17 protein-coding genes are annotated in these 25,809 nt (G+C 32.1%); 1 reads left to right on the forward strand and 16 read right to left on the reverse strand.

What is annotated here, in order from left to right:
- The first annotated feature begins 237 nt into the window (after nucleotides 1-237).
- Nucleotides 238-2,868, forward strand: coding sequence for a CDP-glycerol glycerophosphotransferase family protein (locus CN601_RS03750; protein ID WP_098170114.1), 2,631 nt, complete (start codon nucleotides 238-240; stop codon nucleotides 2,866-2,868).
- Between the two features lie 48 nt (nucleotides 2,869-2,916).
- Here the strand turns inward: CN601_RS03750 and CN601_RS03755 are convergent, their stop codons facing one another.
- The 16 genes from CN601_RS03755 to CN601_RS03830 all read right to left on the reverse strand — a co-directional run bounded on the left by CN601_RS03755 (nucleotide 2,917) and on the right by CN601_RS03830 (nucleotide 25,786).
- A complete protein-coding gene (locus tag CN601_RS03755) occupies nucleotides 2,917-4,941 on the reverse strand; it encodes a DUF6270 domain-containing protein (RefSeq protein ID WP_098170115.1) in 2,025 nt (674 codons plus the stop codon).
- A gap of 54 nt (nucleotides 4,942-4,995) precedes the next feature.
- Complete coding sequence (locus tag CN601_RS03760) at nucleotides 4,996-7,650, reverse strand: CDP-glycerol glycerophosphotransferase family protein (RefSeq protein WP_098170116.1); 2,655 nt, start codon at nucleotides 7,648-7,650, stop codon at nucleotides 4,996-4,998.
- A 318-nt stretch (nucleotides 7,651-7,968) separates the two neighbouring features.
- Nucleotides 7,969-8,955, reverse strand: coding sequence for a UDP-glucose 4-epimerase GalE (galE, locus tag CN601_RS03765; RefSeq protein ID WP_098170117.1), 987 nt, complete (start codon nucleotides 8,953-8,955; stop codon nucleotides 7,969-7,971).
- Nucleotides 8,956-8,994: 39 nt separating this feature from the next.
- Complete coding sequence (galE, locus tag CN601_RS03770) at nucleotides 8,995-9,981, reverse strand: UDP-glucose 4-epimerase GalE (RefSeq protein ID WP_098170118.1); 987 nt, start codon at nucleotides 9,979-9,981, stop codon at nucleotides 8,995-8,997.
- Nucleotides 9,982-10,224: 243 nt separating this feature from the next.
- Nucleotides 10,225-11,328 carry a non-hydrolyzing UDP-N-acetylglucosamine 2-epimerase gene (gene wecB, locus CN601_RS03775; protein ID WP_373604953.1) on the reverse strand — a complete coding sequence of 368 codons (1,104 nt, stop codon included), beginning with the start codon at nucleotides 11,326-11,328 and terminating at the stop codon, nucleotides 10,225-10,227.
- Between the two features lie 417 nt (nucleotides 11,329-11,745).
- Nucleotides 11,746-12,729 carry a glycosyltransferase gene (locus CN601_RS03780; protein ID WP_098170119.1) on the reverse strand — a complete coding sequence of 328 codons (984 nt, stop codon included), beginning with the start codon at nucleotides 12,727-12,729 and terminating at the stop codon, nucleotides 11,746-11,748.
- Between the two features lie 12 nt (nucleotides 12,730-12,741).
- A complete protein-coding gene (locus CN601_RS03785; RefSeq protein ID WP_098170120.1) occupies nucleotides 12,742-14,859 on the reverse strand; it encodes a CgeB family protein in 2,118 nt (705 codons plus the stop codon).
- 10 nt (nucleotides 14,860-14,869) lie between these two features.
- Nucleotides 14,870-15,286, reverse strand: a complete 417-nt coding sequence (locus tag CN601_RS03790; protein ID WP_098170121.1) for a hypothetical protein — start codon at nucleotides 15,284-15,286, stop codon at nucleotides 14,870-14,872.
- A gap of 167 nt (nucleotides 15,287-15,453) precedes the next feature.
- The gene (locus CN601_RS03795; RefSeq protein WP_098170122.1) at nucleotides 15,454-18,183 is read right to left on the reverse strand and encodes a bifunctional glycosyltransferase/CDP-glycerol:glycerophosphate glycerophosphotransferase; all 2,730 of its coding nucleotides are present in this window, start codon (nucleotides 18,181-18,183) and stop codon (nucleotides 15,454-15,456) included.
- 390 nt (nucleotides 18,184-18,573) lie between these two features.
- Nucleotides 18,574-19,581: a dTDP-glucose 4,6-dehydratase gene (gene rfbB, locus CN601_RS03800; RefSeq protein WP_098170123.1), complete on the reverse strand. Its 1,008-nt coding sequence runs from the start codon at nucleotides 19,579-19,581 to the stop codon at nucleotides 18,574-18,576.
- A 3-nt stretch (nucleotides 19,582-19,584) separates the two neighbouring features.
- Nucleotides 19,585-20,454, reverse strand: coding sequence for a dTDP-4-dehydrorhamnose reductase (gene rfbD, locus CN601_RS03805; protein ID WP_098170124.1), 870 nt, complete (start codon nucleotides 20,452-20,454; stop codon nucleotides 19,585-19,587).
- A gap of 1 nt (nucleotide 20,455) precedes the next feature.
- A complete protein-coding gene (gene rfbC, locus CN601_RS03810; RefSeq protein ID WP_098170125.1) occupies nucleotides 20,456-21,019 on the reverse strand; it encodes a dTDP-4-dehydrorhamnose 3,5-epimerase in 564 nt (187 codons plus the stop codon).
- 13 nt (nucleotides 21,020-21,032) lie between these two features.
- Complete coding sequence (gene rfbA / locus CN601_RS03815; RefSeq protein WP_098170211.1) at nucleotides 21,033-21,911, reverse strand: glucose-1-phosphate thymidylyltransferase RfbA; 879 nt, start codon at nucleotides 21,909-21,911, stop codon at nucleotides 21,033-21,035.
- A gap of 235 nt (nucleotides 21,912-22,146) precedes the next feature.
- Complete coding sequence (gene tagU, locus CN601_RS03820) at nucleotides 22,147-23,079, reverse strand: polyisoprenyl-teichoic acid--peptidoglycan teichoic acid transferase TagU (protein ID WP_306659814.1); 933 nt, start codon at nucleotides 23,077-23,079, stop codon at nucleotides 22,147-22,149.
- 130 nt (nucleotides 23,080-23,209) lie between these two features.
- Nucleotides 23,210-24,940 carry a phospho-sugar mutase gene (locus CN601_RS03825; RefSeq protein ID WP_098170213.1) on the reverse strand — a complete coding sequence of 577 codons (1,731 nt, stop codon included), beginning with the start codon at nucleotides 24,938-24,940 and terminating at the stop codon, nucleotides 23,210-23,212.
- A gap of 309 nt (nucleotides 24,941-25,249) precedes the next feature.
- Entirely contained in the window at nucleotides 25,250-25,786 is a 537-nt protein-coding gene (locus tag CN601_RS03830; protein ID WP_098170126.1) for an acyltransferase, read from the reverse strand.
- Between the last annotated feature and the right edge of the window lie 23 nt (nucleotides 25,787-25,809).

The following is a 25,809-nucleotide window of genomic DNA, read 5'->3' on the forward strand; positions in this document are numbered from 1 at the left end:
ATCCTAATTTAGACATAATTCTACATGTAAATTGCTTTAACTATTTTATCACAAACTTGTTTTTCCTGAAAGAAATGTCATAGTTGAAAAGCTAAATTACTTTATATCATTTACTAAAATTAATAATTAGAACACTTTAATGTAAAGAAAGTTTAAACACTCTGTAATGAAATCACAATTACTAAGACAAAATAGTATTAAAATTAGATATGAAATCTTTTTGGAGGTCTCTTTTTTATGGAAAGTATTTATGTGGAAAAGTACACATTTATAGATAATACAATCATTTTGAGAATAATGAATCCTATTCAATCATTAAATGAAATGGAATTAATTTTGGTGGATAGTGAACAAAAATTTCAGCAGTCATTGCCTATAGATATCAAGCAAATTGATTTCATATACGAATTAACAATAAATTTAAATGAACTAAATTTCTCTAAAGATTTTAAATATCAGTGTAAATTATATTTAACTGACTCAAATTCAATTTTTTATCAATTACTTTTTAATCAAAAATCTAGGAACGATCGATTCACTTATAGCTCGTCTGATGAATCTAGATCAATCCTCTATCTAAATGAAGATAACCAACTTTCACTATTACATGGTCCAACGTATGATCTCACAAGACAATTTAACGAAATTCATAACTTTAAATTTAATACTCAATTTGAAATCAGTTCATTTTCGATTAAAAAAGACAGTTTCCATTTGAAATTATTAGAGAATGAACTGTTAAAAAGAGAGCATGTTACATTCTTCTTGCGAGAAAGAAATTCATCGATCTATTATGATTTACCCTATCAATTACTAGAAAATAATGAAATTCAAATGAATCTCATACCGTTTGGAATGGATTTCATAAATGTCATTTCAAGATGGGATTTATATATTGAATTTCAAACTGAAAATTTGATCATCGAAGGTAAGCTTGTCTGGCTTGATAAAATGGTGGAATCAAATTCAGAAAGATATTTACCATATCTAAATTTTGAAGGAATCTCAGAAGTGTCTCAAAATGAAGGCGGGCTAGTTAATTCGAATATTATCACTCCTTATTTAACGTTAAAACAAGAAATAGCAATCGTCATACGACCATTACAATTCCTTTTTAACGAAAAATATAAAAGTAGAATTTCAGTTTTAGACTTGAAGCTAAATAATAGCAATATTAATATTCGGATGAATTTAGAAATATTAGAACCAGTAGACTACACGATTAAAGAAATAAGGTTAAAACTTCGAAATAAAGCAATTGAATCCGAATATAGCATTCCAATCAGTTCAAAGAAAGAAATTAATAATATAAATGAGATTATGTTCAGTTTCGACTTTACGAACTTTGATTTTATCCCATTTTATTGGGACTTATTTGTAATCGTGACAATCAATAATGAGGATGTTTATATCAAACTAAAAAATCCAGTTCCTGAGCTAAAATATTCAATCAATAAAAACATTCTTCGATATGAAACGGTACTACAAGATCAATATATGATTTATCCATATGTGGCTGGGGATAACGCAATTGCGTTTTGCTATCGAGAAAGAGCAGACTATGAAACGGCACCATATAAACGAAAAGAAAAGCTAGCTTACTTTACGTATAAGCTTTTTAAGCCATTCTTTGATAAAAAGGATATATGGCTTGGATATGAGAAGTTTTCAAGTACTGCCCAGGACAATGGATATTATTTCTTTGATTATTGTTACAAACAGAATAAGCATAAAAATTTTTATTATATTATTAAAGAAGATGCAGCTGACATTGTAAATTTAGAGGACAAAAAAGATAAAGTTTTAAAATTTATGAGTTTCAAATACATGCTATATATGTACGCTGCCAAGTTATTGGTTTCTTCTGAATCAAAAGGCCATAGTTATGATATTCGTATTCAAAAAGGGCATTTGAAGATAGCATTAGATCAAAAACGTTTTGTCTTTTTACAGCATGGTGTTACAGCATTAAAACGAGTTGATTATGTATTTAAGAAGACAAAGCAAAATGCGGTAGATTTGTTCGTTGCGACATCTGATTATGAAAAGAATATCATCAAGGACTATTTTGGATATGACGAAGACGAAATTATTGTGACAGGATTTTGTCGTTGGGATGTACTTCAGGATAAATCAGTGCCTGGGGAAAAAGAAATTTTCTTAATGCCAACGTGGCGTTCCTGGATGGATGGGATTCCAGAGGAGGAGTTTATTCAAAGTGATTATTTCAAGAATTATGTTGACCTATTAACATCATCTAAATTGAAGCAATTACTTGAGGACTACAACGTGACATTAAACTTCTTCTTACATCCGAAGTTTATGGAGCATTTACATCATTTTAAAGCAACAAACGATAAAATTAATATTTACCAATTCGGCGAAATTAAAGTAAATGAATTCTTAATGAAATCATCCATGCTAATTACAGATTATTCGAGTGTAGCATGGGAGATGTACTACCAAAAGAAACCAACTTTATTCTTCCAATTCGATATTGATAAATATACAAAATTCCAAGGTAGTTACTTAGATATGGAGAAAGAATTATTTGGAGAACGTTCTTTAACTGTTCAAGATCTTATTGTACAGATCGAAAAGTATATAAAACGTGATTTTAAAGAAGAAGAAAAGTATGCGGAAATGCGTAAGAAATACTTTAAATATATTGACCAAAACAATTGTGAACGCACATTTAAAGAAATAAATGATAAAAAAGAGTATTTATACAGTAAGAACAAAAATAAAACATTGTATATACGCTTAAGAGAAAACATCATTCTAAAAGAAATTTATCGTAAAGGTAAGAGCAATCGTCTTACAAGCAAAGTATTTATAAAAACGAAAAATGCCTTACAAAAAGATTAATCAATAAAAAGAGGAATTATTAATCAAATTAATAATTCCTCTTTTTTATTATTTTTGTTCGGTGAATGTAATAACCTTTCCTATTTCAGCTACTAAGCTCTTATAGTAAGAATGTTCAAAGTGATGTGGCCCCATGCTGATTGGGTGATGATGACTTGATTTATAATTATAAGCATTCATATCAATCACTTTTGCATTTGGTACTTTCGATAAGAAATAATTATTCATTCGATTCCATGTCGTATTAAAGTTTGTGATTTCTTTTTTCACAAATTGATTTTTCTCATAAAAAGTATGAGGTAATCCCTTTGCATCAAAATATTCTTCCGTTAATCCACCAATGTTTAAAATAACCTTATCTAAAGGAATTATTTCTTGTAATCGATCGATAAACTGGTCACATGCCTTTCTCCATTCACTCATAAACGCTGGATTACGATAATCAAATTGCTCCGTATCCTTCAGAATATGATTTTTATAGTAGGCTGATTTATGCATATCACCATTTTGTCCAAGATATCTTCCATCTTTTAACTTTCTAGCACCATGAAGCGCATCGACAAAGAAATCGATTAATAGATAATCCACTTTCGCATTTTTTAATTCTGTAAATAATGTTTTCGAATATTCTCTTTCAATGTTTCGAACTACTTTGTCTGGTATATCTGAAAAATTACTTCTATTATATTGGATTGGTTCACTTACTGAGCTTAATAAAGAAACCCAGAAATAACTGTAGCCAATATTAAAGTAATTTTTATAATCTTTATTAAAATATGGATCTACACTATTAAAAGCAGACCTTGTAAAACAAGTACCTAAAATACCTAGGTTAATCGCTTTACTTGTCGTCGGTTTTAATGAAAGTGATACATTTTTCTCACATTTTATTGCAGAAGTTGTAAGGTCTCCTGTATATGAATCCATAAATTTCTCATTTGCTGATAGATTATATAATAATTTTTCATTTCCTTTGTTTACTTGTAAAAACAATTGATACTTTTGCTCATAGTTCGTTTTTATCCCTTCGAACAGTAAGCCTAAATCACTATTTAAACTAAGCAAACCATTTTGACGATCCATTTCGATCTTTTTAAATTCTACAAGATCTTCTAATTTGTTTGGTAGTTGATTTACTCTATACCAAGCTGCTTCTATATTGCTATTTTGTATACCACTTAAAGACTTCTCATTTATTTGGATGATTAGTCTTTGATTGTCTAAGATACACTGTTCTACAGGGATTGATGGATGCAATCTATCGATTTTTAATGCTAATGTATTAGAAGCTGTAGTATATAATTCAGATGATGATAAATCTAAAACAGAATCTAAATTTAATTTTTTTATGATCGACTCCGTTTTACATAATGTCTCAATTCGAACATTTTTTTCTTTTACTCTCAATTTAAAATCAAAAATAGTTCGTTCATCTAATGCAAAATCAGCAAATTGGCCTAATGGTAATTCAAACAAATTATCTTTTTTGTGTAATAAACGAACTTCATCATTATAAAGAAGAATACTTTTATGCGTTCTTTTTCTAAGATAAACTTCAAAATTCTTTACAGAAATTTCTACATTCTTAATAAATCCGTTTACTTCAAATAATAATGAATTTTGTACTTGTTCTTTAAAGGTAATGTTAGACTTAATCGGATTTGCAGCTAATTCAAGTCCAAGTGTTTTATTTCCTCTATATAGAAGTCGCATCTCAAAATAAGCATTAACAGGAATCTCTTTTGTTTCTTGAACATCTTTTTTAAATTTTTCATTAATCTTACATTCAAAATACTGTCCGTCACTTTCAATAAAGAACCAAACGATTTGTTTCTCCAGATTCGGTGCCGGCAAGTGAGAAGTGATGCTTTCTAATGGTAGTGACAATATAAATCGATCCGATTTTTTCTTCATTGGTACAGAAAAATACTCATTAAAAGCCCCAACAACAAATCGTTCCATATCTTTAAAACGCACTTCGAAGTTTACATTTTTTGATTTTACTTTTGTTTGACTAATTAATTCCAGATCGAGTTGTCCATTATTAACTTTGAAACTTGTTACTTCAAACAAATTAATTCCTCCATCACTAATCGTAAAAGATTTTTCTACACGAATTATTATTTTTTAAGAAATTCCTTTTAAAAGATTTTTAGTTTTTAATGAAAATTTACTGATTAATTTATTCTTTTTCCCAGCATTCCATACTGCTCGTACAATTTCATTTTGGCTAACTTTTTGATAGAAAGAAACCTTTGTACCTACATAAGTATTTTTTATATATAATTTGTCTTTGTTTTCTAATATATAATCAAATGTTCTTAAAGAATTATTTTGATCTATATATTTAAAGTATTTCTTACGCATTTCTGCATATTCTTCTTCTTCTTTAAAATCATGATTTACATACTTCTCGATTTGTTGAATAAGATCTTGAACAGTTAAAGAACGTTCTCCAAATAACTCATTCTCCATATCTAAATAACTACCTTGGAATTTTGTATATTTATCAATATCGAATTGGAAAAATAAAGTTGGCTTCTTTTGGTAATACATTTCCCATGCTACACTCGAATAATCTGTAATTAGCATGGATGATTTCATTAAGAATTCATTTACTTTAATTTCGCCGAATTGGTAAATATTAATTTTATCGTTTGTTGCTTTAAAATGATGTAAATGCTCCATGAACTTTGGATGTAAGAAGAAGTTTAATGTAATATTTCTTTCTACTAGTAATTGCTTCAATTTAGATGATGTTAATAGCTCAACATAATTTTTGAAATAATCACTTTGAATAAACTCCTCTTCTGGAATTCCATCCATCCATGAACGCCACGTTGGCATTAAGAAAATTTCTTTTTCCTCTGGTAGTGACTTATCCTCTAAAACGTCCCATCGACAAAATCCTGAAACAATAATTTCGTCATCGTCATACCCAAAATATTGCTTTATGATGTTCTTTTCATAATCTGATGTCGCAACGAATAAATCTACAGCATTCGTTTTTGTCTTTTTAAATACATAATCAACTCGTTTTAGAGCCGTAACACCATGTTGTAGGAAGACAAATCGTTTTTGATCTAGTGCTTTCTTTAACTGTCCTTTTTGAATACGAATATCATAACTATGCCCCTTCGATTCTGAAGATACTAATAGCTTAGAAGCATACATATATAGCATATATTTAAAGCTCATGAACGTTAAGACCTTATCTTTTTTATCTTCTAAATTGACGCGGTCTGCTGAGTTTTCTTTAATAATATAGTAAAAATCCTTATGCTTATTATGTTTATAACAATAGTCAAAGAAATAATATCCATTGTCTTGGGCAGTACTAGAAAACTTCTCATATCCAAGCCATATATCCTTTTTATCAAAGTAAGGCTTAAATAGCTTATACGTAAAATAAGCTAGCTTTTCTTTTAGTTTAAAAGGTGCCGTTTCATAGTCAGCTCTTTCTCGATAGCAAAACGCAATTGAGTTATCCCCTGCCACGTATGGATAAATCATATATTGATCATTAATCATATACTCGTATTTTAATATTTTTGTATCTAGTTTTTTTCGAACTGACCAAAATGGATTTTTTACTTTTACATAATTTTTTTCACCGTTCACATTTACGATTACATATAAATCCCAATAGAATGGCATAAATTTAAAATCTTCTAGATCAAAAGAAAACTCAATTTCTGAATTGTTCTCCGAAATCTTTCGTTCAGTAGCAGGAATGCTGTGCTCAAGAATTGTAGCTTTATTACGGAAACGAAGATATACTTCGCTTACTTTAAAGTCACTTAATTCAATTACTGATAAGTTTGCTTTAATTGAAACGATGGATTTCTTCATTTTAAATTTAGTTACGGATATTTTCGTTTTAAACTTTTCATTAAATAAAAACAACTCAGGTCGAATTACTATTGATAATTCATTTTTTGAAGTAGTATATGGTGTTACTACATTCGATAAACCTGTATCGTCCAGATCAGATTCAGTTAATTCATTTTTAGAAAGATTTACATCAAACGATTTAAAGAATCGATCATAAACTTTAGGGACTTTTTGATTAAATTCACTGATTTTCCCTTCAACCAATACATTTTCATTTTTAAATGTAGCGACTGCATCCCATCTCGAGATTTTCTCAATATGGTGTGAAGCAAATTCATTTAAATCAATTTCGACTTCATTTTCTTGATTAATTTTAAAGTTAAGTATGAAAACTTCTTTTGTTGTTCTTTCTCTTAGAAAGAATTCTAAATCTGGTTTATTAAGAATCAGATCCTTTGATATATTAAAACTAACTTTCGGTCCTTCAATTCTTAAATTTTCAATTTCAATAATTGAAGAAAATTTATAATGATTGATCTCACTAAACATCTTTGTTACATGTTGTTTTTTACCTAAAGTTAGGGCTACTAATCTATTTTCTAAGTGACTGATTACAACAAACTTTTCACTTAACTCATGACAATTAGTATATTTATTAGGCTCAACTGTTAATGGAGATCCCATCATATAATATGATTCATTATTCGAATCCTTCGCAACGACTAGAAATTGACTAATTTCATTCTCTAGTTGAAACTCTTCAATCTTTATTTTGAAAACGATTTCGTCTTTATTTAATGTAAATGTTGATTCGAGTTTCTTCATTATTCCACTAGACTTATTCTCTAAGTAAAAAGATAGATCGTTCTCATGCACTATTTCTTGTTTAGTGATTACTTCTAGTAAACTATCTTTAAGTCTAAGTCCTTGTATTGCAATGTTATTCATATACGTCTCCCTTGTGTGTAGCAATTATCAAATAAAATTAAAGGTTATATTTCTACATATTTTGCAATAAATTATACCACTTTTTACGAAAAGTGTTAATGACAAACACATTGCAATTTAGGGACAAAAAAGCAATTTACTGATGAAAAATCAGGAGGCTTTAAAAATAGTTAATGAATGCTTGAAAAATAAACGAAACTTTTAAAATGACGACCAAACTTTACAATTGCAAAAGGTCTAATAAATAGTAAAAAAAAGAACTGCGCCGTTGTTTCCAACCATTTGGCGCAGTTCTTTTTTATACGTTAAATCATTTATTTATTTTGTGAATCCTTCAGGATGAGATTGATGCCAATTCCAAGCTGTTTGAATAATTTCTTCTAATTTATACTTAGTTTTCCAACCTAGTTCATCATAGATTTTTTGTGATGACGCAACTAGATTTGCAGGATCTCCAGCGCGACGCTCTCCCATGATGATGTTCGCTTTTCGGCCAGTTACTTTTTCACATGTTTCAATTACCTCTTTTACAGAGTAACCTAATCCATTACCTAAGTTGTAAGTACGTGTGAACTTGTCTTCTTCAAGCATTTTCTTTAGTGATGCAATATGAGCACCAGCTAAATCTGTAATATGTATATAATCTCTTATACATGTTCCATCAGCAGTTGGATAGTCATCACCAAACACAGTGATGCTTTCTCTTTGACCTAAAAGGTGCTGAAGGATTAGTGGGATTAAATGACTCTCAGGTGTGTGGTCTTCACCAATTTCACCAGTTATATGTGCACCCGCTGCATTAAAGTAGCGTAATACAACATAGTCCATACCATAAGCAGTATGGAAATCACTTAATACTTTTTCAATCATTAATTTTGATTGACCATAAGGATTGATTGGATTCGTTTTTGTTTCTTCTGTGATTAAGTCTACATCTGGAATTCCGTATGTTGCAGCTGTTGATGAGAAAATGAATTTCTTCACGCCATACTCTAACATACTTCCTAGTAATGTAATTGTTGCAGAAACATTGTTTTGATAATATTTAAGCGGATTTATAACAGATTCTCCAACTAAACTATTTGCTGCAAAGTGCATAACTGCATCAATCGATTTTTCTGTGAAGATCTCTGATAATAAAGTAGCGTCACCAAGATTTCCTTCAATAAATTCTGCACGAGGATCAACCGCATTACGGTGCCCTGTTGTTAAATTATCTAAAACAACTACTTCGAAATTTTGATCTAATAACTCTTTTACAGTATGACTACCAATATAACCTGCTCCACCAACTACTAATATCATAAAGTTGTTCTCTCCTATATAAAAAATACGTTTACAATTTTATTTACGACTTACTTCAATTTTACTTAATCGAAAATTCCAATCAGATTTGATGATATCTTCGAGAGCATTTTTCACATTCCAGCCTAATTGCTCAATGACTTTATGGTTAGATGCAACTATTGCAGCCGGATCGCCCGGGCGTCTGCCACTATACTCAACTGGAACTTCAATGCCGCTAACTTTCTCCACCATATCAATGATTTCTTGTACAGTGTAGCCAGAATTAGAACCAAGATTAAAAATACCACTTTGTTGTTTCGTAGTAAATTCTGCTCCTAATATATGGGCTTTTGCTACATCAGTGACGTGGATATAATCACGTATGCATGTACCATCCTTTGTTTCGTAGTCTGTTCCAAATACAACTAATTTATCTCTCAATCCTAATGCAGCTTGGATTGTTACTGGTATCAAATGTGTGAGATTATCCTTATATAAACCAATTTCTCCTGAAACATCTGCTCCGGCAACATTAAAATATCTCAAGATACAATAATTCAATCCATATGCCTTAGCAGACCATTGAATTAATTTTTCAGCTGCTAATTTTGTTTCACCATATGGATTAATTGGTAAACAGAAATCTTCTTCAGTACATATCGAGTTTTCTGGCTCTCCGTAAACGGCTGCCGTAGAAGAAAATACAATATTATTTACTTTATTTGCAACCATTGCCTCTAATAGAACTTTAAGCCCGAAAACATTATTATCATAATACTCAAATGGTTTTTCTACACTTTCTGGGACAATGAGCTTTGCTGCAAAATGCATGACTACATCAATATTATTCTCTTTTTTAAATACTTCATTTAAAGAATTTAAATCCCTAATATCTGCTTGATAAAATGTAGCAAGTTCATGAATGTCTTCTTTTCTACCTGTTGATAAATTGTCTATTACTACTACTTCATGATTTTCACGAATTAATTCATATACTGTATGAGATCCAATATATCCTGCCCCACCTATGACTAAAACTTTCACATGAACCCTCCTATTGTGTAGAATAGAAAATTAAATAATGTTTAAAATCTAATTATATCATACATTCTAAAAGAAGACTGTTTTTAGAAACCTGCCTTGGACACTGCAAAATATAGTCCGTCACAAAATCTATGATCGTCTACTTCTATTGTTTATATAATGCATTAAATTTATTAATTTTTCCTTTAAATGGACAAAAAAAGACTATCATTGAAAACTTTTCAAAAATAGTCTTTTTTTAGATTACTTAACTTTATTTTTAAAATGTTTAATAATGACTTCAACGATTCTTCTAGAAGCTTCGCCGTCTCCGTATGGATTCGATGCTTTAGACATTTTTGCGTGTGCTTCTTCATCTGACAACAATTCATCAGCTAGTGCAAAAATAACATCTTCGTCAGTTCCCGCAAGCTTTAATGTACCAGCGTCAATTCCTTCAGGGCGTTCAGTTGTATCACGTAAAACAAGAACCGGTACACCTAGAGAAGGTGCTTCTTCTTGTACACCACCAGAATCCGTTAAGATTAAATGAGACCTTGCCGCAAAGTTATGGAAATCAATCACATCCAGTGGCTCAATTAAATGGATTCGATTGTCATTTCCTAAAACATCATTTGCAATTTCGCGAACAACAGGGTTCATATGTACAGGATACACAACTTGAATATCATGATGTTTTTCGACTAAACGTTTAATCGCTTTAAACATATTTCTCATTGGTTCCCCTAAGTTTTCACGACGGTGTGCAGTCATTAACACTAAACGGTCATTACCGATTTGATCTAACACAGGATGAGCGTACTCTTCCTTAACTGTCGTTTTTAGGGCATCGATTGCTGTATTACCAGTAATAAAGATTGTTTCTTCTTTTTTGTTTTCAGCTAATAAGTTTTGGGCTGATTTTGTTGTCGGTGCAAAATGGAAATCCGTCATTACACCCGTTAATTGGCGGTTCATTTCTTCTGGATATGGTGAATATTTGTCCCAAGTTCGTAAACCTGCTTCAACATGTCCAATCGCAATTTGATTATAAAAAGCTGCAAGGCTAGCAATAAAAGTAGTAGTCGTATCACCGTGAACTAATACAATATCAGGTTTCACTTCTTGCATAACCCTATTTAATCCTTCTAAACCTCGAGTTGTTACATCAATTAACGTTTGACGATCCTTCATTATATTTAAATCATGGTCAGGAGTAATATCAAAAATCTCAAGTACTTGATCAAGCATTTGTCGATGCTGAGCTGTAACCGTTACAATTGATTCGATCTGATCAGGATGTTTCGCTAATTCAAGCACAAGTGGCGCCATTTTTATCGCCTCTGGTCTTGTTCCAAATATAGTCATTACTTTAACAGTCAAAATTCTTTCCCCTTTCAAAATGAATCGGTTTTTTCCTAATATGTATCTATCTATTGTATCTTAACTATGAAATAAAAACATTTATTATCACGAAAAATGTAAATTTATTCCACTATTATTTCGTGACTTCTCGTCACATTTTATAGCGATAATCTTTTTCCATCCGTATTAGTTAGTTTCCCACATATTAAAACCATTCATACACGATGTATATAATATAGATAAAGAAAACTCACCGATTGGCGAGCCTTTTAGGTGGAGACAGAGGCGTAGTTGCACTTATACTTTATTCCTAAAATTGGCCACCACGTCGAAATAACTTCCTCGTTGCCAATTTATGCTTTCTTAAAGTGAGAAAAAAGCACAGATCCTCCTTTTTGGATTCACTGTGCTCATACCTTCTTAATGAACTAATTTACTTTGTAACTCATCAATTAGACTCAAAATCTCTGAACACATTTTATCCATACAATAATGTTTCTTAACGAATTCAACTAGTTTTTTTCCTGATTCTTTTTTTGAATTGGCGATGAATTCCGCTGCTTGGTCGATTGTTTCAAAAATGTACTCATCAGGGAAGATTGTTCGAGCTCCTTCACGATTTAAGACAATTGGCACAGCGCGAGAAGCCATCCCTTCCATAGGAGCTAGGTGGAAGCTTTCATAATCGCTTACTGATAAGACATAACCGATCGACTGAAGCCACTCCGCTGAATCTCCCCACTCTTCAAATTGAATTTGGTTGCTATAGGGAGATTTATCAATTTTTCGAAAAACATTCGTATAATAATCATGCTCTTGTTGATTATTCCATACCCACGAAAATTCTTTCGGATGCTTTCCCTTAATCGAAAGAGAGTATCGACTGTCTTTTTCACATAATTTTTCAAAAATAGCAAGCGCTCGATCTAATCGTTTTAACTTCGGGACATAACCAAGTAAGCCAATTCGGAAATTTGCGTCATACTCCTTAGGCAAATGAAATCTCTCTACATCAACACCATTTGGAATGACAACCATCTTATCTCTAGGAATTTTCGCAACTCGATGAAACTCCTCAAATATATAGGAAGAAATCGCAATGACCTTATCAATCTTCGTAAAATCAAATTTTTCAGGAAATGGTGTATTCATTTCAAAACGATGCATTCTAACGATTAATACTTGGTGTTCTTTTTTATGCTCCTGGTACCAAACGACATTTCCAAGTCCCCACTCGCAAAACAGAACATCCGCCCAATTAACGATTTCTATGCTTTTTGTAACCTGGTGAATTGTATGGCCTTCCCATAAATCTATTTTAATTTCGATGTCTTCTCTTGCTTCAAATCTCTTAATCGCATCGTTTATAAACTTTAAATCATGCCCAATAATCGCCAGTTTCATAAAGACAGCTCCTTATACTAAAATTCTCTCGATTTCGTCGTGGTCAATGGCTTTTTCATAGGCATTTCGATAAAAATTAAACTCATCAATTTCAAAAAATTGAACGCCAGCTTTTGAAAAATGATCAATCGTTGATTTCGTCTCTAAAAGCCTCATAAATTCATTAGGATGAATAAATCTTGTCGCCTTTGTACAAATCAAAGCTTCGTCAATACGGCAACTATTCACATAGCTATAGCTATTTTGATTCCCTTTAGCAATGATCGTATCATTTGTATATTTTGTAGCGAGCATCAAATCTCTTAAATAATTTTCTCCGTAATAATGATCTAAGTGAATTGGTACAAGATAACTCGAATCAACGAGATCATTAATACTAAAGTAATGATGGCAGTAATCAATCAAGAATGTTTTTACATTTCCATGATTGTTTTGATTAAAAATGTCTAAATAGCCATCAAATAAGTCGAGTAAAATAACTAGCTTTTTCTGTTTAATTCCTTGTCGATTGTAGATTGCCATTAACTTCTCATAATCTGCATTACTTCGAACAATCCCTACTAATGTAGCAGTCTCTTCATTTCTTTCGTACGGCAATTTAATAAGATCAAGTAGCTCCTCCACACGATTAGTGTAAGTATGCTCTTCTAAAACTTTTCGTAATGTGAGTAAACGGTTTTTCTTGTAATAAGTCTCATCCGTATAATAATTAGCAAGACGTTCCTTCATCACTTTTTCATTGTCGGTAGTCGTTACGATCTCACCAAACATTCTATGAATCCCTTCTGAATGGGAACTAATAATTGGTGTATTACTTGCCAGCAACTCAAATACTCTCCGGGCAAACATTGTCGGAGATTTAGTAATACTATTCACATTAAGTGCTACTTTATATCCTTTATAGGCAATGTCGATTTCATTCTGTTTTAAGTTTCCAACAATAAACGGTCGATACTCTTCTGGAAATTGATTTGGACTTGTTGGATTATGATAGTTTCGGTCATAAATATCGAGTCCATATTCTTTCGAAGCACTTACTAGCTTCTCCATCGCTCTTGTCCGTTCAGGGAATTTTTTACCGTAATATGCTCCAGCAAAAACGACCTTTTCTTTACGTGGAAGATATTCAATTGGATTGTGAATTTTCGGTTGAGCTGCAAAAGGTAAACAATAAACATTTTCGCAACCTTCTGCCTCGTAGTGTTGAACTGATTCATGATCAGTCGTGAACACATAATCAAAATGCTTCGCAGTATCAATAAAAGCTTGATAATGAAACGGATCTTCTTTATTCCAAAACACTGTCGGGATATAGTGCTCTTTACACCAATAAACTAACTTTAATAGTTTCGTATGATCCCGATGATTTTTCGTACCAATCTTATCCTTCCAAGCCCCTTCGTTACCCAGCCATGCAGACTCACAAAAGAAGAAATCAATTCGATGCTTTTTAAACTCATCTAACCAATTCTCTGGCGTGATCTTTATTAGTTCAAACTCATAATCAAAACAACGCGTCGTAAATTCATCTGCAATAAACCCAACTCGAAAATCTTTAATTTCCTTTTTTTGTTTCTTCAAGTAACTATTGTCTACTTTACTTTCTTTATATGAACCCATTAATTTAGCATGGAAAAGATGCAATGTACCCGCGCCAGTCATGTGAATTGAAAAAGAGACCGATTGAAACTCTTTTTGAATATACGGAGTTAGATCGACTAGCTCATCTAATTTAAAATTTAATGTGCTAATGTGATCTTCATGATCAATAAATCGTAATTCAAAAACAACTTCACATTTACCACCACTAACGAAGCCTGTAACCCCAAATTTCGTAAATAATCTACTTCTTCCTTCATTAAATAATAGCGTCATTAAATTATCGCTCTTTACATAATCAATAATAGCAGTCTGCTTAATTAGCTTGTTTTGAATTAAAATTTCCTTTTCTTTTTGGACCTTTTGAACACCTTTACTAACAGTGAAATCATCAGCTAAAAATGAAAATAACTCATGGTTTTGAAAATAAAAAGGTTCATCCACATTCATTAATTTTTGCAGCATCATTTTTGTATCAAATTTCTCGTTACGTAGTCGCGTGATTTGTTTTTCGATTGATTCTTTTAACATGAATGTCCCCTCATTTTCTTTTTAGATACTTCAAAAGCTTCCAATACTTCCTTGCTAACTTTCCAAATTTCGAATTTCTAAATGTTTCATAGTTTAATTGAAGCCTTTGATATTCCTCTTGCAGCTTCTCATATTCATATGAACCAAAAGATTGCTTTACTTCGTTTACAAGAACATAATCATCGAGCCCCATCATAAATTCCTCATGCTCCACAATTAAATCCAGCTGACGAAATAACTGCTCTTCCATTCTTTTTTCCAATTCCATTACCTTATTCGAAAGGAACTCATTTTGCTTTACTAACAATTCATTTTGAAGATCTATATTCGCATCGAAATCCTCATTCGTAACCTTTATTAAACTTGGCTTAAAATTTAAAGTTGTCGAATCAACATGATTATTACTCAATAATTCACTATTCTTCATTTCAAACCTCCAGAAATGATGTGTTAAAGAAGATATTTTATTAATTTAAGATTAACTTTTTATTGTGAATCTAAATGTGTATCCTTGTTAAAAAATTGTAAAAAAAATAACTGTCACTGCAAAAATTTGCAATGACAGTTACTCTCCTTAAAATAATAAAAGTAAATTTAATTTAAAATTGATTTAAACACAAGTTCGGTATGCGATACTTTTGGTTTTATAATGTATGGATTTTTTTTCGCTTTATTTTTCCATTTACTACGATTAATCACCATATTTTCTAATATAGCAATTACTTCATTCTCTTTATCTGTTACTGGACCGAATAAACGATTTTGAGTAATTGGTCCTTCATTATAGTGTCGTGTATAGAACTCATCGTAATCAAATTGATAAAATAGTACGGGCTTCTCTAAATATGAAAAATCAAATGATACAGTTGAATAATCAGTAATTAACACACTGTGACGTTTTAAAAGGGATTGAACAGTCTCTTCTCCTTGACACATCACTTTAATTCGCTCATGCGGCGAGTAGAATTCTGGCATATATAATTGCGTTTGATAATGAGGGTAAAAAGTTAGTGTTAAATCTTTCTTTTCAAGTAGATCATGTAATTTTTTATTATGAAGTAAATTCATATAACGATCCCAGTACTCAGATTCTTCAAGAGCTTCCTTTGATCTATTCCATGAACGCCAAGTTGGCATTAGCAAAATCTCGTTTCCTTGACTTTCATCGACCAATGCATCCCATCTTGGTAGCCCAGTTACGATTACCTCTTCCTTTTCATATCCGAATTCTGAGACAATATGTTCTTTTTCAAACTCACTAGATACAACAAACTTACTATAATCAACTTTATTTTTATGCAACACATGACTTACACGACTAACGCCAATCACACCGTGTTGTAAAAAGATACGTTCATTTCGTTGAATTTCAGGACGTTCCTCAACAATATTTCGATAAGCCTCAGTATACATATTTGGATCTTCCGCATAACTATTAATTGTTTTAGTAGAAAGTAACAGGATCAGGCTGTGTAAAACACTACCAAATTGAATACAATGTCCAAGATGTGCAATATGGCTATAATCCGGACTATTCTTATCTATTACATAGTACGCATTAATTTGTGGATACTTCTTACGAATATATTTGAATAAATGATATGAGTTGTCTTGTGCAGTATCTTGGCGTTCACCAATTAACCATAATTCTTTGCTCTTTAAAAATTGATAAACTAGTAAATACAAACTATAAACCATAAGCGACTGCCATTGTTTTTTGTAAGCAAACTTTACGACAGGACGTATAACCCGTTTTACTCTTCCAATATTAAACTTCATCTGTTTGGTAACAGGCATTTCAACAACGCGGAAAGATAAATTTCTTTTTTTATAATACGGAGCAATTTTTCGGTTATCAATTAAATAAGGTCTAGTTTTTTTAGTTTGTTTGTATAAACTTACTCGTAAAGGTTCAGTAATCGTTTTATTACGATCTGTAACTGTAATCCAAACACTCCAACTGCCGTTATCAAGCTGAGTAGATAAGTTTTCAATCACACATTCGTAACCTGACTCATCAAAATTAATTTGATTATTACCTTGGACATAGCTAACATCTTTTCGAGTAATATTTTCAAGTGGGAATTCAACTTCTTGATTTGATTTTATATCTTTGAATACAATCTTTTTTACGCTACCATTTGTACTAATCCCGTTAATAAAAGCAAATCCCTTTATAACTAATGTATCGTCTGATAGTGAGATGTCTTCAACCTTTTGACAAAGGCTAAATCCTTTAATTTCCAAATATCGTTTCCACTTTGGAAAATGATTTACTAAAAAGCTATAAGTTAAGCCTTTTATTTCAACAGTTTCTCGACTAATATTCATTGTATCCATCATTGAAAGTAATTTATATAAATCATCAGATGTTCCTTCATTAAAGATTGTATAAAACAATCCTTGGTACATACGACTACCTGTTAAAATATTTTTATAATGTGTGTTTTGAATATATTTTTCTCCTATTTTATATAAATTGAAAACATCTTTTTTCGTAAATTTTTTACGTTTATTTATTATACTTTGACAAAAGAAGACCCACTGTCTTTTCTCAATCGGAAAAAGCCGTATAATCGTATTGTTTTCTTCATGAAATGACACTAACCTTTTTTGTGCCTCTACTAATCCCTCAAAAAATGTTAAGTCTGCCTGCTGTACTAAACTTGCTCCATTTTGTTCCACACGATAATTTAGCACACTTTTGTCTATAACTACCGTTCTATTTGATTTAAATAAAGCTTTTTGGGTGAATAATAAATCTTCTCCAACACGTAAGTCCTGATCAAACATAATATCGTAAACAGATAATAAGTGTTTTTTAAATAATTTGTTACATACACTTGGCGTGACATGTAAATCTTTTGAAGTCCTAATATGTCTAACAGGGTTGAGATTCTTATTAAACAAATCATCCATATACAAAAGTCGCCATGTTCTTTTTTCATTAAAGCATGTGATATCTCCGACTACTGTATCAGCATTACATTTTGTTGCTTCATCAAACATACTTTTGTATACGTCTGCATCTACTGTATCATCACTATCTAAAAATGCTATATATTCACCTTTCGCCTCTAAAATCCCTCTGTTTCTTGCTGCGCCTGGTCCAGCATTTTTTTGCTCAATTAATCGGAAATTCTTTTGGCGTCTAATTTCCTTCTTTATAACTGAGACACTATCATCTGTGGAACCATCATCAACAATCACAACCTCTAGTTGTTTCATTGTCTGTTTCTTCAGTGAATTAATACATTCCTTTATATACTTCTCTTTATTAAAATTGATTACTACGACAGTAACACCTAGTTGTTTTCTCCTCATGCATTTTCCCCTTTTTAAATCTTTGCACTTATTACAAAATTTAATAGGTCATGATTTAAGTTCCAAATTAAATCATTAGGTCGAAACATTTGATTGATAAACTAAATAATTAGTCTTTTATATACAAAAAAAAACAATTTAAACGGTTAATTTAAATCGCTTTTATTTCAAAAAAGACAAATTAATGGAAATATGAAAAATTACCTATATTTTTGTAACGAATTTTTAATCTTTTTAACATTATTTTTAATTATATCATAAAAAATGAAACTAAAGATGTATTTTAAATATTTCAAATATATGATTATAACTAGATTAATTTATAAAAAATACCACTGAAAAATAATACAGTGGCACTCACTTTTTATGATTTTATTATTAGTCCTAGACTTAGTATTTACTAATTTCAACGTACTTTTTATACTCACCAGAAACAATCGCTTCCCACCATTCCTTATTATCCAAATACCACTGAACAGTTTGAGCAATTCCAGTATCGAAATGATAAGTAGGTTTCCATCCTAGTTTTTCTAACTTACTAGGGTCAATTGCATATCTCTTGTCGTGACCTAAGCGATCTTGAACAAATTCAATTAAGTCTTCTGATTTACCAAGAGTTGCAATAATTGTTTTAACGACCTCTAAATTCGTACGTTCGTTATGTCCACCTATATTGTAAACTTCGCCATTTTGTCCTTTATGCAAAACTAAATCGATTGCTGCACAATGGTCTAGTACATGTAGCCAGTCTCGAATGTTTTCTCCGGTCCCGTAAACAGGAACCTTTTGGTCATTTACAACACGTGAAATAGTTAATGGAATTAGCTTTTCTGGGAAGTGATATGGACCGTAGTTATTTGAGCAGCGTGTGATATTCATAGGGAATCTGAATGTTTCATGATAGGCACGAACTAGAAAGTCAGATGATGCTTTGCTTGCGGAGTACGGACTATTTGGTTGTAACGGAGTCTCTTCGGTAAAAAATGTTGTAGGATCAAAATCCAATTCACCGTATACTTCATCAGTTGAAACGTGAACAAATTTCTTAATGTTAATTGCTTTAGACGCATCTAATAAAACTTGAGTACCTAAAACATTTGTTTTAACGAATATTTCTGGCTCGGCAATTGAGCGATCCACATGGCTTTCCGCTGCAAAATGGACGACATAATCGAACTTTTCTTTATTAAATAATTTTACAATCTCTTCACGATTCGTAATATCGATTTTTACAAAATGATAGTTCTCATTTGCTTCGATGTTTTTATGCTTCGTTAAATCGCCAGCATATGTTAAAACATCTAAATTATAAATAGAATAGGAAGGATAGTTACTCAACATATATTGAACAAAGTTGCCACCGATAAACCCGGCACCACCTGTAATCGCTACTTTCATTTATTACTGTACCTCGTCTCTAATTGAACTAGATTTCAATTGAATTAAAAATCTTGCTAATGCGTCTTGCCATGAAGGTAAGGGTGTAAAACCATTTTCAACTAGCTTTCGTTTCGATAATCTTGAATTCTTTGGTCGAGCAGCCCGAGTAGGGTATTCTTCAGTTGAAATCGAATTTACTAACATTTTACGGTCAGCTTGTTTGAAAATTTCTCCTGCAAATTCTGCCCAACTAGTGTTGCCCTCATTCGTAGCATGATATATTCCGTAATTGTTAGTTTTGATAAATTCTACTATTAATTTAGCCAAATCAACAGTATATGTCGGTGAACCTATTTGATCACCTACTACATTTAATTCAGTTCTAGACTCTGATAGTCTTAGCATCGTCTTAATAAAGTTATTCCCATTAATCCCGAATACCCACGAAATTCGAAGGATAAAATACTTTTCGATTAGAGATTGAACAATTTTTTCTCCTTCATACTTTGTTAAACCATAATAACCGATTGGTTCAGGCTGATCCTCTTCCGTAAAAGGATTTTCACCTTTCCCATTAAATACATAGTCTGTACTAATATAAACGAATTTTGCATTTTGCTTTTTTGCAGCTTCAGCTAAATATCTCGTGCCTTCAACATTTACATTCCAGCAATTCTCTTGATCATCTTCAGCTTTATCGACCGCTGTGTAAGCAGCACAATGAATAATTACATCAGGTTTATATGAATCTACTAAAGAAAATACTGATTTTTCCTTAGTAATATCAAGCTCTTTTCGACCACAACCTTTAACATCTAAACCGTGTAGCTCGCATTCCTTCACGACATCGTAGCCGAGCTGCCCACCGTAACCAGTTACTAAAATCTTCATTTTATTGCTCCTTATAAACAAAATTATTTTCAGCATCCTTTAATAATGGCGCAATTTTGTCTTTTGCTGATAATAATGGAGAAATATTGATTGGCCAATCGACCTTTATGTCGGGGTCATTCCAGTTGATCCCCCGATCACACTCAGGTGAATATAACTCATCTACTTTATATTGAACTTCCACATCATCCGTTAACGTCATAAAACCATGAGCAAACCCTTTTGGTACTAAAAGTTGTTTTTTATTTTCAGCACTTAATTCGATCCCAAACCATTTTCCGTATGTCGGACTCCCTTTTCGAATATCAACAGCTACATCAAAAATCGAACCCCTTGTACACCGCACTAATTTCGTTTGTGCTTTTGGAGATAATTGATAATGTAAGCCACGTAAAGTTCCCTTCATCGCAGAAAACGATTGATTATCTTGAACAAAATGTATATCCATGCCAAAATCCTTCATTTTTGAATCATTATAAGTTTCCATAAACCAACCACGGTGATCACCAAAAACAGTCGGTTCAATAACTACAATACCTTTTAAAAAAGTTTCTGTAATCTTCAAAGGTAATGACCCCTTAATATTTTATCTCGCCACTCGCAACTTTTCGTAAATATTGACCATAACTCGTTTTACTCAGTTGCTCGCTTAAACGTAATAATTGCTCCTTATTAATCCATCCATTAATATAAGCAACTTCTTCTGGAGCAGAAATCTTAATCCCTTGATGCTCCTCAATTGTCTTTACAAAATTCGTTGCTGAAACTAAACTCTCATGCGTTCCAGTATCTAACCACGTATAACCACGCCCTAAAAGCTCTACATCTAATTCGCCCAAGCTTAAATAAGCTTCATTTACAGAAGTAATCTCTAACTCACCACGATGAGATGGTTTTACGTTTTTAGCAATTTCAACGACACGATTATCATAAAAATATAATCCTGTCACCGCATAGTTAGATTTCGGAGCGACAGGCTTTTCTTCGATACTCAAAACTTTTCCGGACGCATCAAATTCCACGACCCCAAATCGCTCAGGATCCTGCACATGATAACCGAACACCGTCGCTCCGGTTTCTTTCAACGCTGCTTTTTTCAAAATACTACGCAACCCACTACCATAATAAATATTGTCACCTAGTATCATCGCAACTGAATCATTTCCAATAAACTCTTCACCAATAATAAAAGCTTGGGCCAGCCCATCGGGACTAGGCTGTACCTTATATTGCAAAGAAATGCCAAACTGAGACCCATCACCTAACAACGCCTCAAAACGAGGCAAATCCTCTGGAGTCGATATAATCAAAATATCTCTAATCCCCGCCAGCATTAAAGTAGATAACGGATAATAAATCATTGGTTTATCATATACAGGTAATAGCTGCTTACTAGTCACCATCGTCAATGGATACAGCCGCGTACCACTACCACCTGCAAGTATAATGCCTTTTATCGTCAAGACCTCCTAAACATTTTTACTCATAATTTTAGGAATATATATATTATTATGTTGATGGATAAGTGTGTGTGTAGGTAAAACTCTAATTTGGGAGGAATGAGTATTTTGGAGTGAATTTTAGAAGAAATTAGTAGAGTCATAAAGATAAAAAGACATAAAAAAATAAACACCGCTAAAAATATAAGTTTTTAACGGTGTTTATTTGAAGGTTTCGTTATTTATTCACTTCTTAAGGTAATTCCAAATGTTGACGTAATTCAGTTGATACTTTATCTTGTTCCTCTTTCGATACAATTACATACCAGATTCCATCAATCTTCTTACTTTCACCTGTAATTTGAGTTTCAGTAACGTTTTTCGCAGCTGTACGATAATCTTTTTGGATTGAAACCATATCCTTTAAACTAATATTCGTCATAACATTCTTTTGAACCGCTTGTAATACAGATTGATAGTTTGTTAAAGAAGAAATCGTTGCTCCTTTTTTAACAACCGCTTCAATCACTTGTCTTTGACGAAGCTGACGCCCAAAGTCACCTCGCTTGTCTAACTTACGCATACGAGAAAACTTTAATGCATCTGTACCATTTAAATGAAGTTGCCCCTTCGTAAAATGAACGCCTTCATAAGTAAAGTCTAAATCATTATTAACGTCTACCCCATCAACTGCTTCAACGATATCTTTAAAGCCTTCCATATTTACTTCAAGATAATAGTCAATCGGAATGTTTAAGAAATTTTCAACTGTATTAACAGACATTTGGATTCCACCAAACGCATAAGCATGGTTAATTTTATCAACTTTCCCTTTTCCAACAATATCAGTTCTCGTATCACGTGGAATACTTACCATTTTAGTCGTATTTGTTTTCGGATTAACTGTCAATACAATCATCGAATCCGAACGACCTTTATCACCAGGGCGATGATCAACACCTAATAGTAAAATTGAGAAAGGCTCTTTCTTTTCAACATTAAATTCATCTTTACGTTTGTCGGTTTTCTTTATTCCTTGATAAATTGCATCTGATGTTTTATTTATATTGTGGTAAATTGACCCACCTATTCCTAAAACAATTACAACTATTACACTAACTACGATTAATAGTACTTTTTTTGGTGTGGACATTTTTTTCTTTGAGTGTTTTTCTGATCTGGACAAGGTTATTCTCCTTCTAATATGTACTTAACTTGGAAGTAAATCAGAGTTGTCTTTTTTACTAAATTTAAACAAAAAAATTACACGACCTCTAAAAAAAGGTCGTGCTTTTAATAAATTTAAATTTATTCACTTACTGATCAAAGCGACTTAATAAATCCCTCTTAATTGCTTCTAATTTTTCACTGCTATTTTCTAAAGAATTTCCTTTAACACCAAAATAGAATTTAATCTTTGGCTCGGTACCCGATGGTCTTAATGCACACCATGATTCATCTGATAAAATGTATTTTAATACATTTGATTTTGGTAGATTAATTTCAGCAGCCGTACCATCTATTACCGTTGTTTTCGTACTTTCCTTATAGTCTTCAATTACAGCTACTTCAATACTAGCAATCTCTTTTGGAGGATTCACACGAAATTCATTCATCATTTGTTGAATTTGCTCTGCCCCATCTTTCCCCTTCAATGTCATAGACACTAAATCTTCCTTAAAGTAACCATACTTTTCAAAGATTTCTAGTAAACCATCATATAATGTTTTACCTTGAGACTTATAATAAGCTGCTACTTCACAAGCTAACATAACAGATTGAACAGCATCCTTATCACGTACAAATCCACGGACCAAATAGCCGTAGCTTTCTTCATAACCAAATTGGAATTCGTATTCACCTGTTTGTTCATATTCTTTAATTTTCTCACCGATAAATTTAAAACCAGTCAGTGTATCAATTGTATCAATACCATAATTTTGAGCAATCACTCTCCCAATTTCAGAAGTAACGATTGTTTTTAAAACTACACCATTTTCGGGTAAAGTACCAAGTGATTTCTTTTGAGATAATAAATACTCAATCATTAACGCACCCGTTTGGTTACCTGTTAAAATCGTGAACTCACCTTCAGAGTTACGAACAGCAACGCCTAAACGGTCTGCGTCTGGATCAGTTGTAATTAATAAATCCGCATTTACTTGCTCACCATACTGAATACTTAATTCGAATGCCGCATGTTCTTCCGGATTCGGAGATTTTACAGTTGTAAAGTTTGGATCTGGAAGCTCCTGCTCTTTTACTACAGTTACATTCGTGTAGCCCAACATACTAAATCCATTACGAACAGGAATATTGGCAGTTCCGTGCAATGGTGAGAAGACAATATTTAAGTCTTTAGCATAGTTTTCAACTATATCAGCATTTACAACGACTGACTTTAACTCTTCTAAATATGCAGAGTCTACTTTTTCGCCAATCATTTCTAGTAAACCATTAGATAATAATGCATCCTTTGAAGCAACTTCGACTGTTAATTCATCTTCAACCTGATCAACGAAACTAGTTAATTCATCTGCTTCTGCAGGAGGTAATTGGCCACCATCAGGACCGTATACTTTGTATCCGTTGTATTCAGGTGGATTGTGACTTGCCGTTAGTACGATCCCACTGAATGAACCTAAATAACGAACGGCAAATGATAAAACTGGAGTTGGACGTAAACTTTCGAATACATATGTTTTAATACCATGTGCACCAAGAGTCGTTGCAGCTTCCATTGCAAATTCAGGAGACTTGTGACGAGAATCGTAAGCGATTACTACACCTTGACGTTTTGCTTCTTCACCTTGTTTTTCAATGAAACGAGCTAGTCCTTCTGAGGCTTTTCTTACTGTGTATATGTTTAGGCGATTTGTTCCTGCACCTAGTTCGCCTCGCATTCCGCCTGTTCCGAATTCTAGGTTTTTGTAGAAGCTGTCTTCTATTAGTTTTTCATTTGATTTCATTTGTTCTAGTAATGATTTTTGTTCATTGTCTAGAGTGGGGTGGGTGTACCATTTTTTGAAATGACTTTTATAATTCATATACATTTTACCTTTCACTTAATCAATAAAAATAAACTCGATAAGTATTATTTGAAATTTTTTTTCCTTACAATTACTATTTCTTATTTCCATTTGGATTATTATGTCGGTTTCACGCCACTCTAATTACCTTTTTAGATTTTTCTTCTATTTAAATAAATTCCCCACAAATTTATGGTTATTACTGGTTAATAAAAGCTCGAAACTTTCGGATTCAATTATTTTATCAATTGCATATAAATTACAAAAAAAGCACATGCTCCTCATTAAAGATTCACCTGTGCAATAGTTATATAAGTTAGTATCAATTTATTCATCGAAACCAATTTTACCATTTAATTCATTTATCATCAGATTAATTTCTTCCTTGCTCTTTTTCTTCCAATAAGTATCATAATTTGGAGCACTTTTCAAAAGTTCTCTATTTTTTTCAATATAATCAGAAGTTTTTCCAATTACTTTTGCCGGTACGCCTGCTACTATAGTATTTGAAGGTATATCCTTAGTGACAATGGATCCAGATGCTACAATTACATCATTACCAATTACTACATTGGGCAGGATAATACTTCCCCAACCAATAAATACTCTATCGCCAATAATGATTTTCCCCACTCTACTCTTTCGTAAATATATCTGAGTAGAAGCGTCATGGGCTAAAAGGGTACTATTCGTTATTGTCACATCGTTTCCTATTTCAATTAAAAAGCAATGTGAATAATCTATTTTAGTATTATAAATGCTAACGTTATTTCCAGCTTTTAAACCTCTTTGCTTAAGCTGTTCTAAAAAACTTCTACGCAAAATTAGTGTATTTATTACTTTTACTAGAATTTTTTTAAGCATATTTTTCTCCTATATCTTTACAT

The sequence above is a fragment of the Bacillus sp. AFS017336 genome (genome assembly GCF_002555445.1).
In the GTDB taxonomy this organism is placed as follows: Bacteria; Bacillota; Bacilli; order Bacillales; family Bacillaceae_G; genus Gottfriedia.

Excerpts from the sequence above, each read along its gene's own strand:
- CN601_RS03750 (WP_098170114.1), top strand. The coding sequence starts at position 238 with ATGGAAAGTATTTATGTGGAAAAGTACACATTTATAGATAATACAATC.
- CN601_RS03760 (WP_098170116.1), bottom strand. The coding sequence starts at position 7,650 with ATGAATAACATTGCAATACAAGGACTTAGACTTAAAGATAGTTTACTA.
- galE (WP_098170117.1), bottom strand. The coding sequence starts at position 8,955 with ATGATATTAGTAGTTGGTGGAGCAGGTTATATTGGTAGTCATACTGTA.
- wecB (WP_373604953.1), bottom strand. The coding sequence starts at position 11,328 with ATGACTATATTTGGAACAAGACCAGAGGCGATAAAAATGGCGCCACTT.
- CN601_RS03780 (WP_098170119.1), bottom strand. The coding sequence starts at position 12,729 with ATGAAACTGGCGATTATTGGGCATGATTTAAAGTTTATAAACGATGCG.
- CN601_RS03785 (WP_098170120.1), bottom strand. The coding sequence starts at position 14,859 with ATGTTAAAAGAATCAATCGAAAAACAAATCACGCGACTACGTAACGAG.
- CN601_RS03790 (WP_098170121.1), bottom strand. The coding sequence starts at position 15,286 with ATGAAGAATAGTGAATTATTGAGTAATAATCATGTTGATTCGACAACT.
- CN601_RS03795 (WP_098170122.1), bottom strand. The coding sequence starts at position 18,183 with ATGAGGAGAAAACAACTAGGTGTTACTGTCGTAGTAATCAATTTTAAT.
- rfbB (WP_098170123.1), bottom strand. The coding sequence starts at position 19,581 with ATGAAAGTAGCGATTACAGGTGGTGCCGGGTTTATCGGTGGCAACTTT.
- rfbD (WP_098170124.1), bottom strand. The coding sequence starts at position 20,454 with ATGAAGATTTTAGTAACTGGTTACGGTGGGCAGCTCGGCTACGATGTC.
- CN601_RS03825 (WP_098170213.1), bottom strand. The coding sequence starts at position 24,940 with ATGAATTATAAAAGTCATTTCAAAAAATGGTACACCCACCCCACTCTA.
- CN601_RS03830 (WP_098170126.1), bottom strand. The coding sequence starts at position 25,786 with ATGCTTAAAAAAATTCTAGTAAAAGTAATAAATACACTAATTTTGCGT.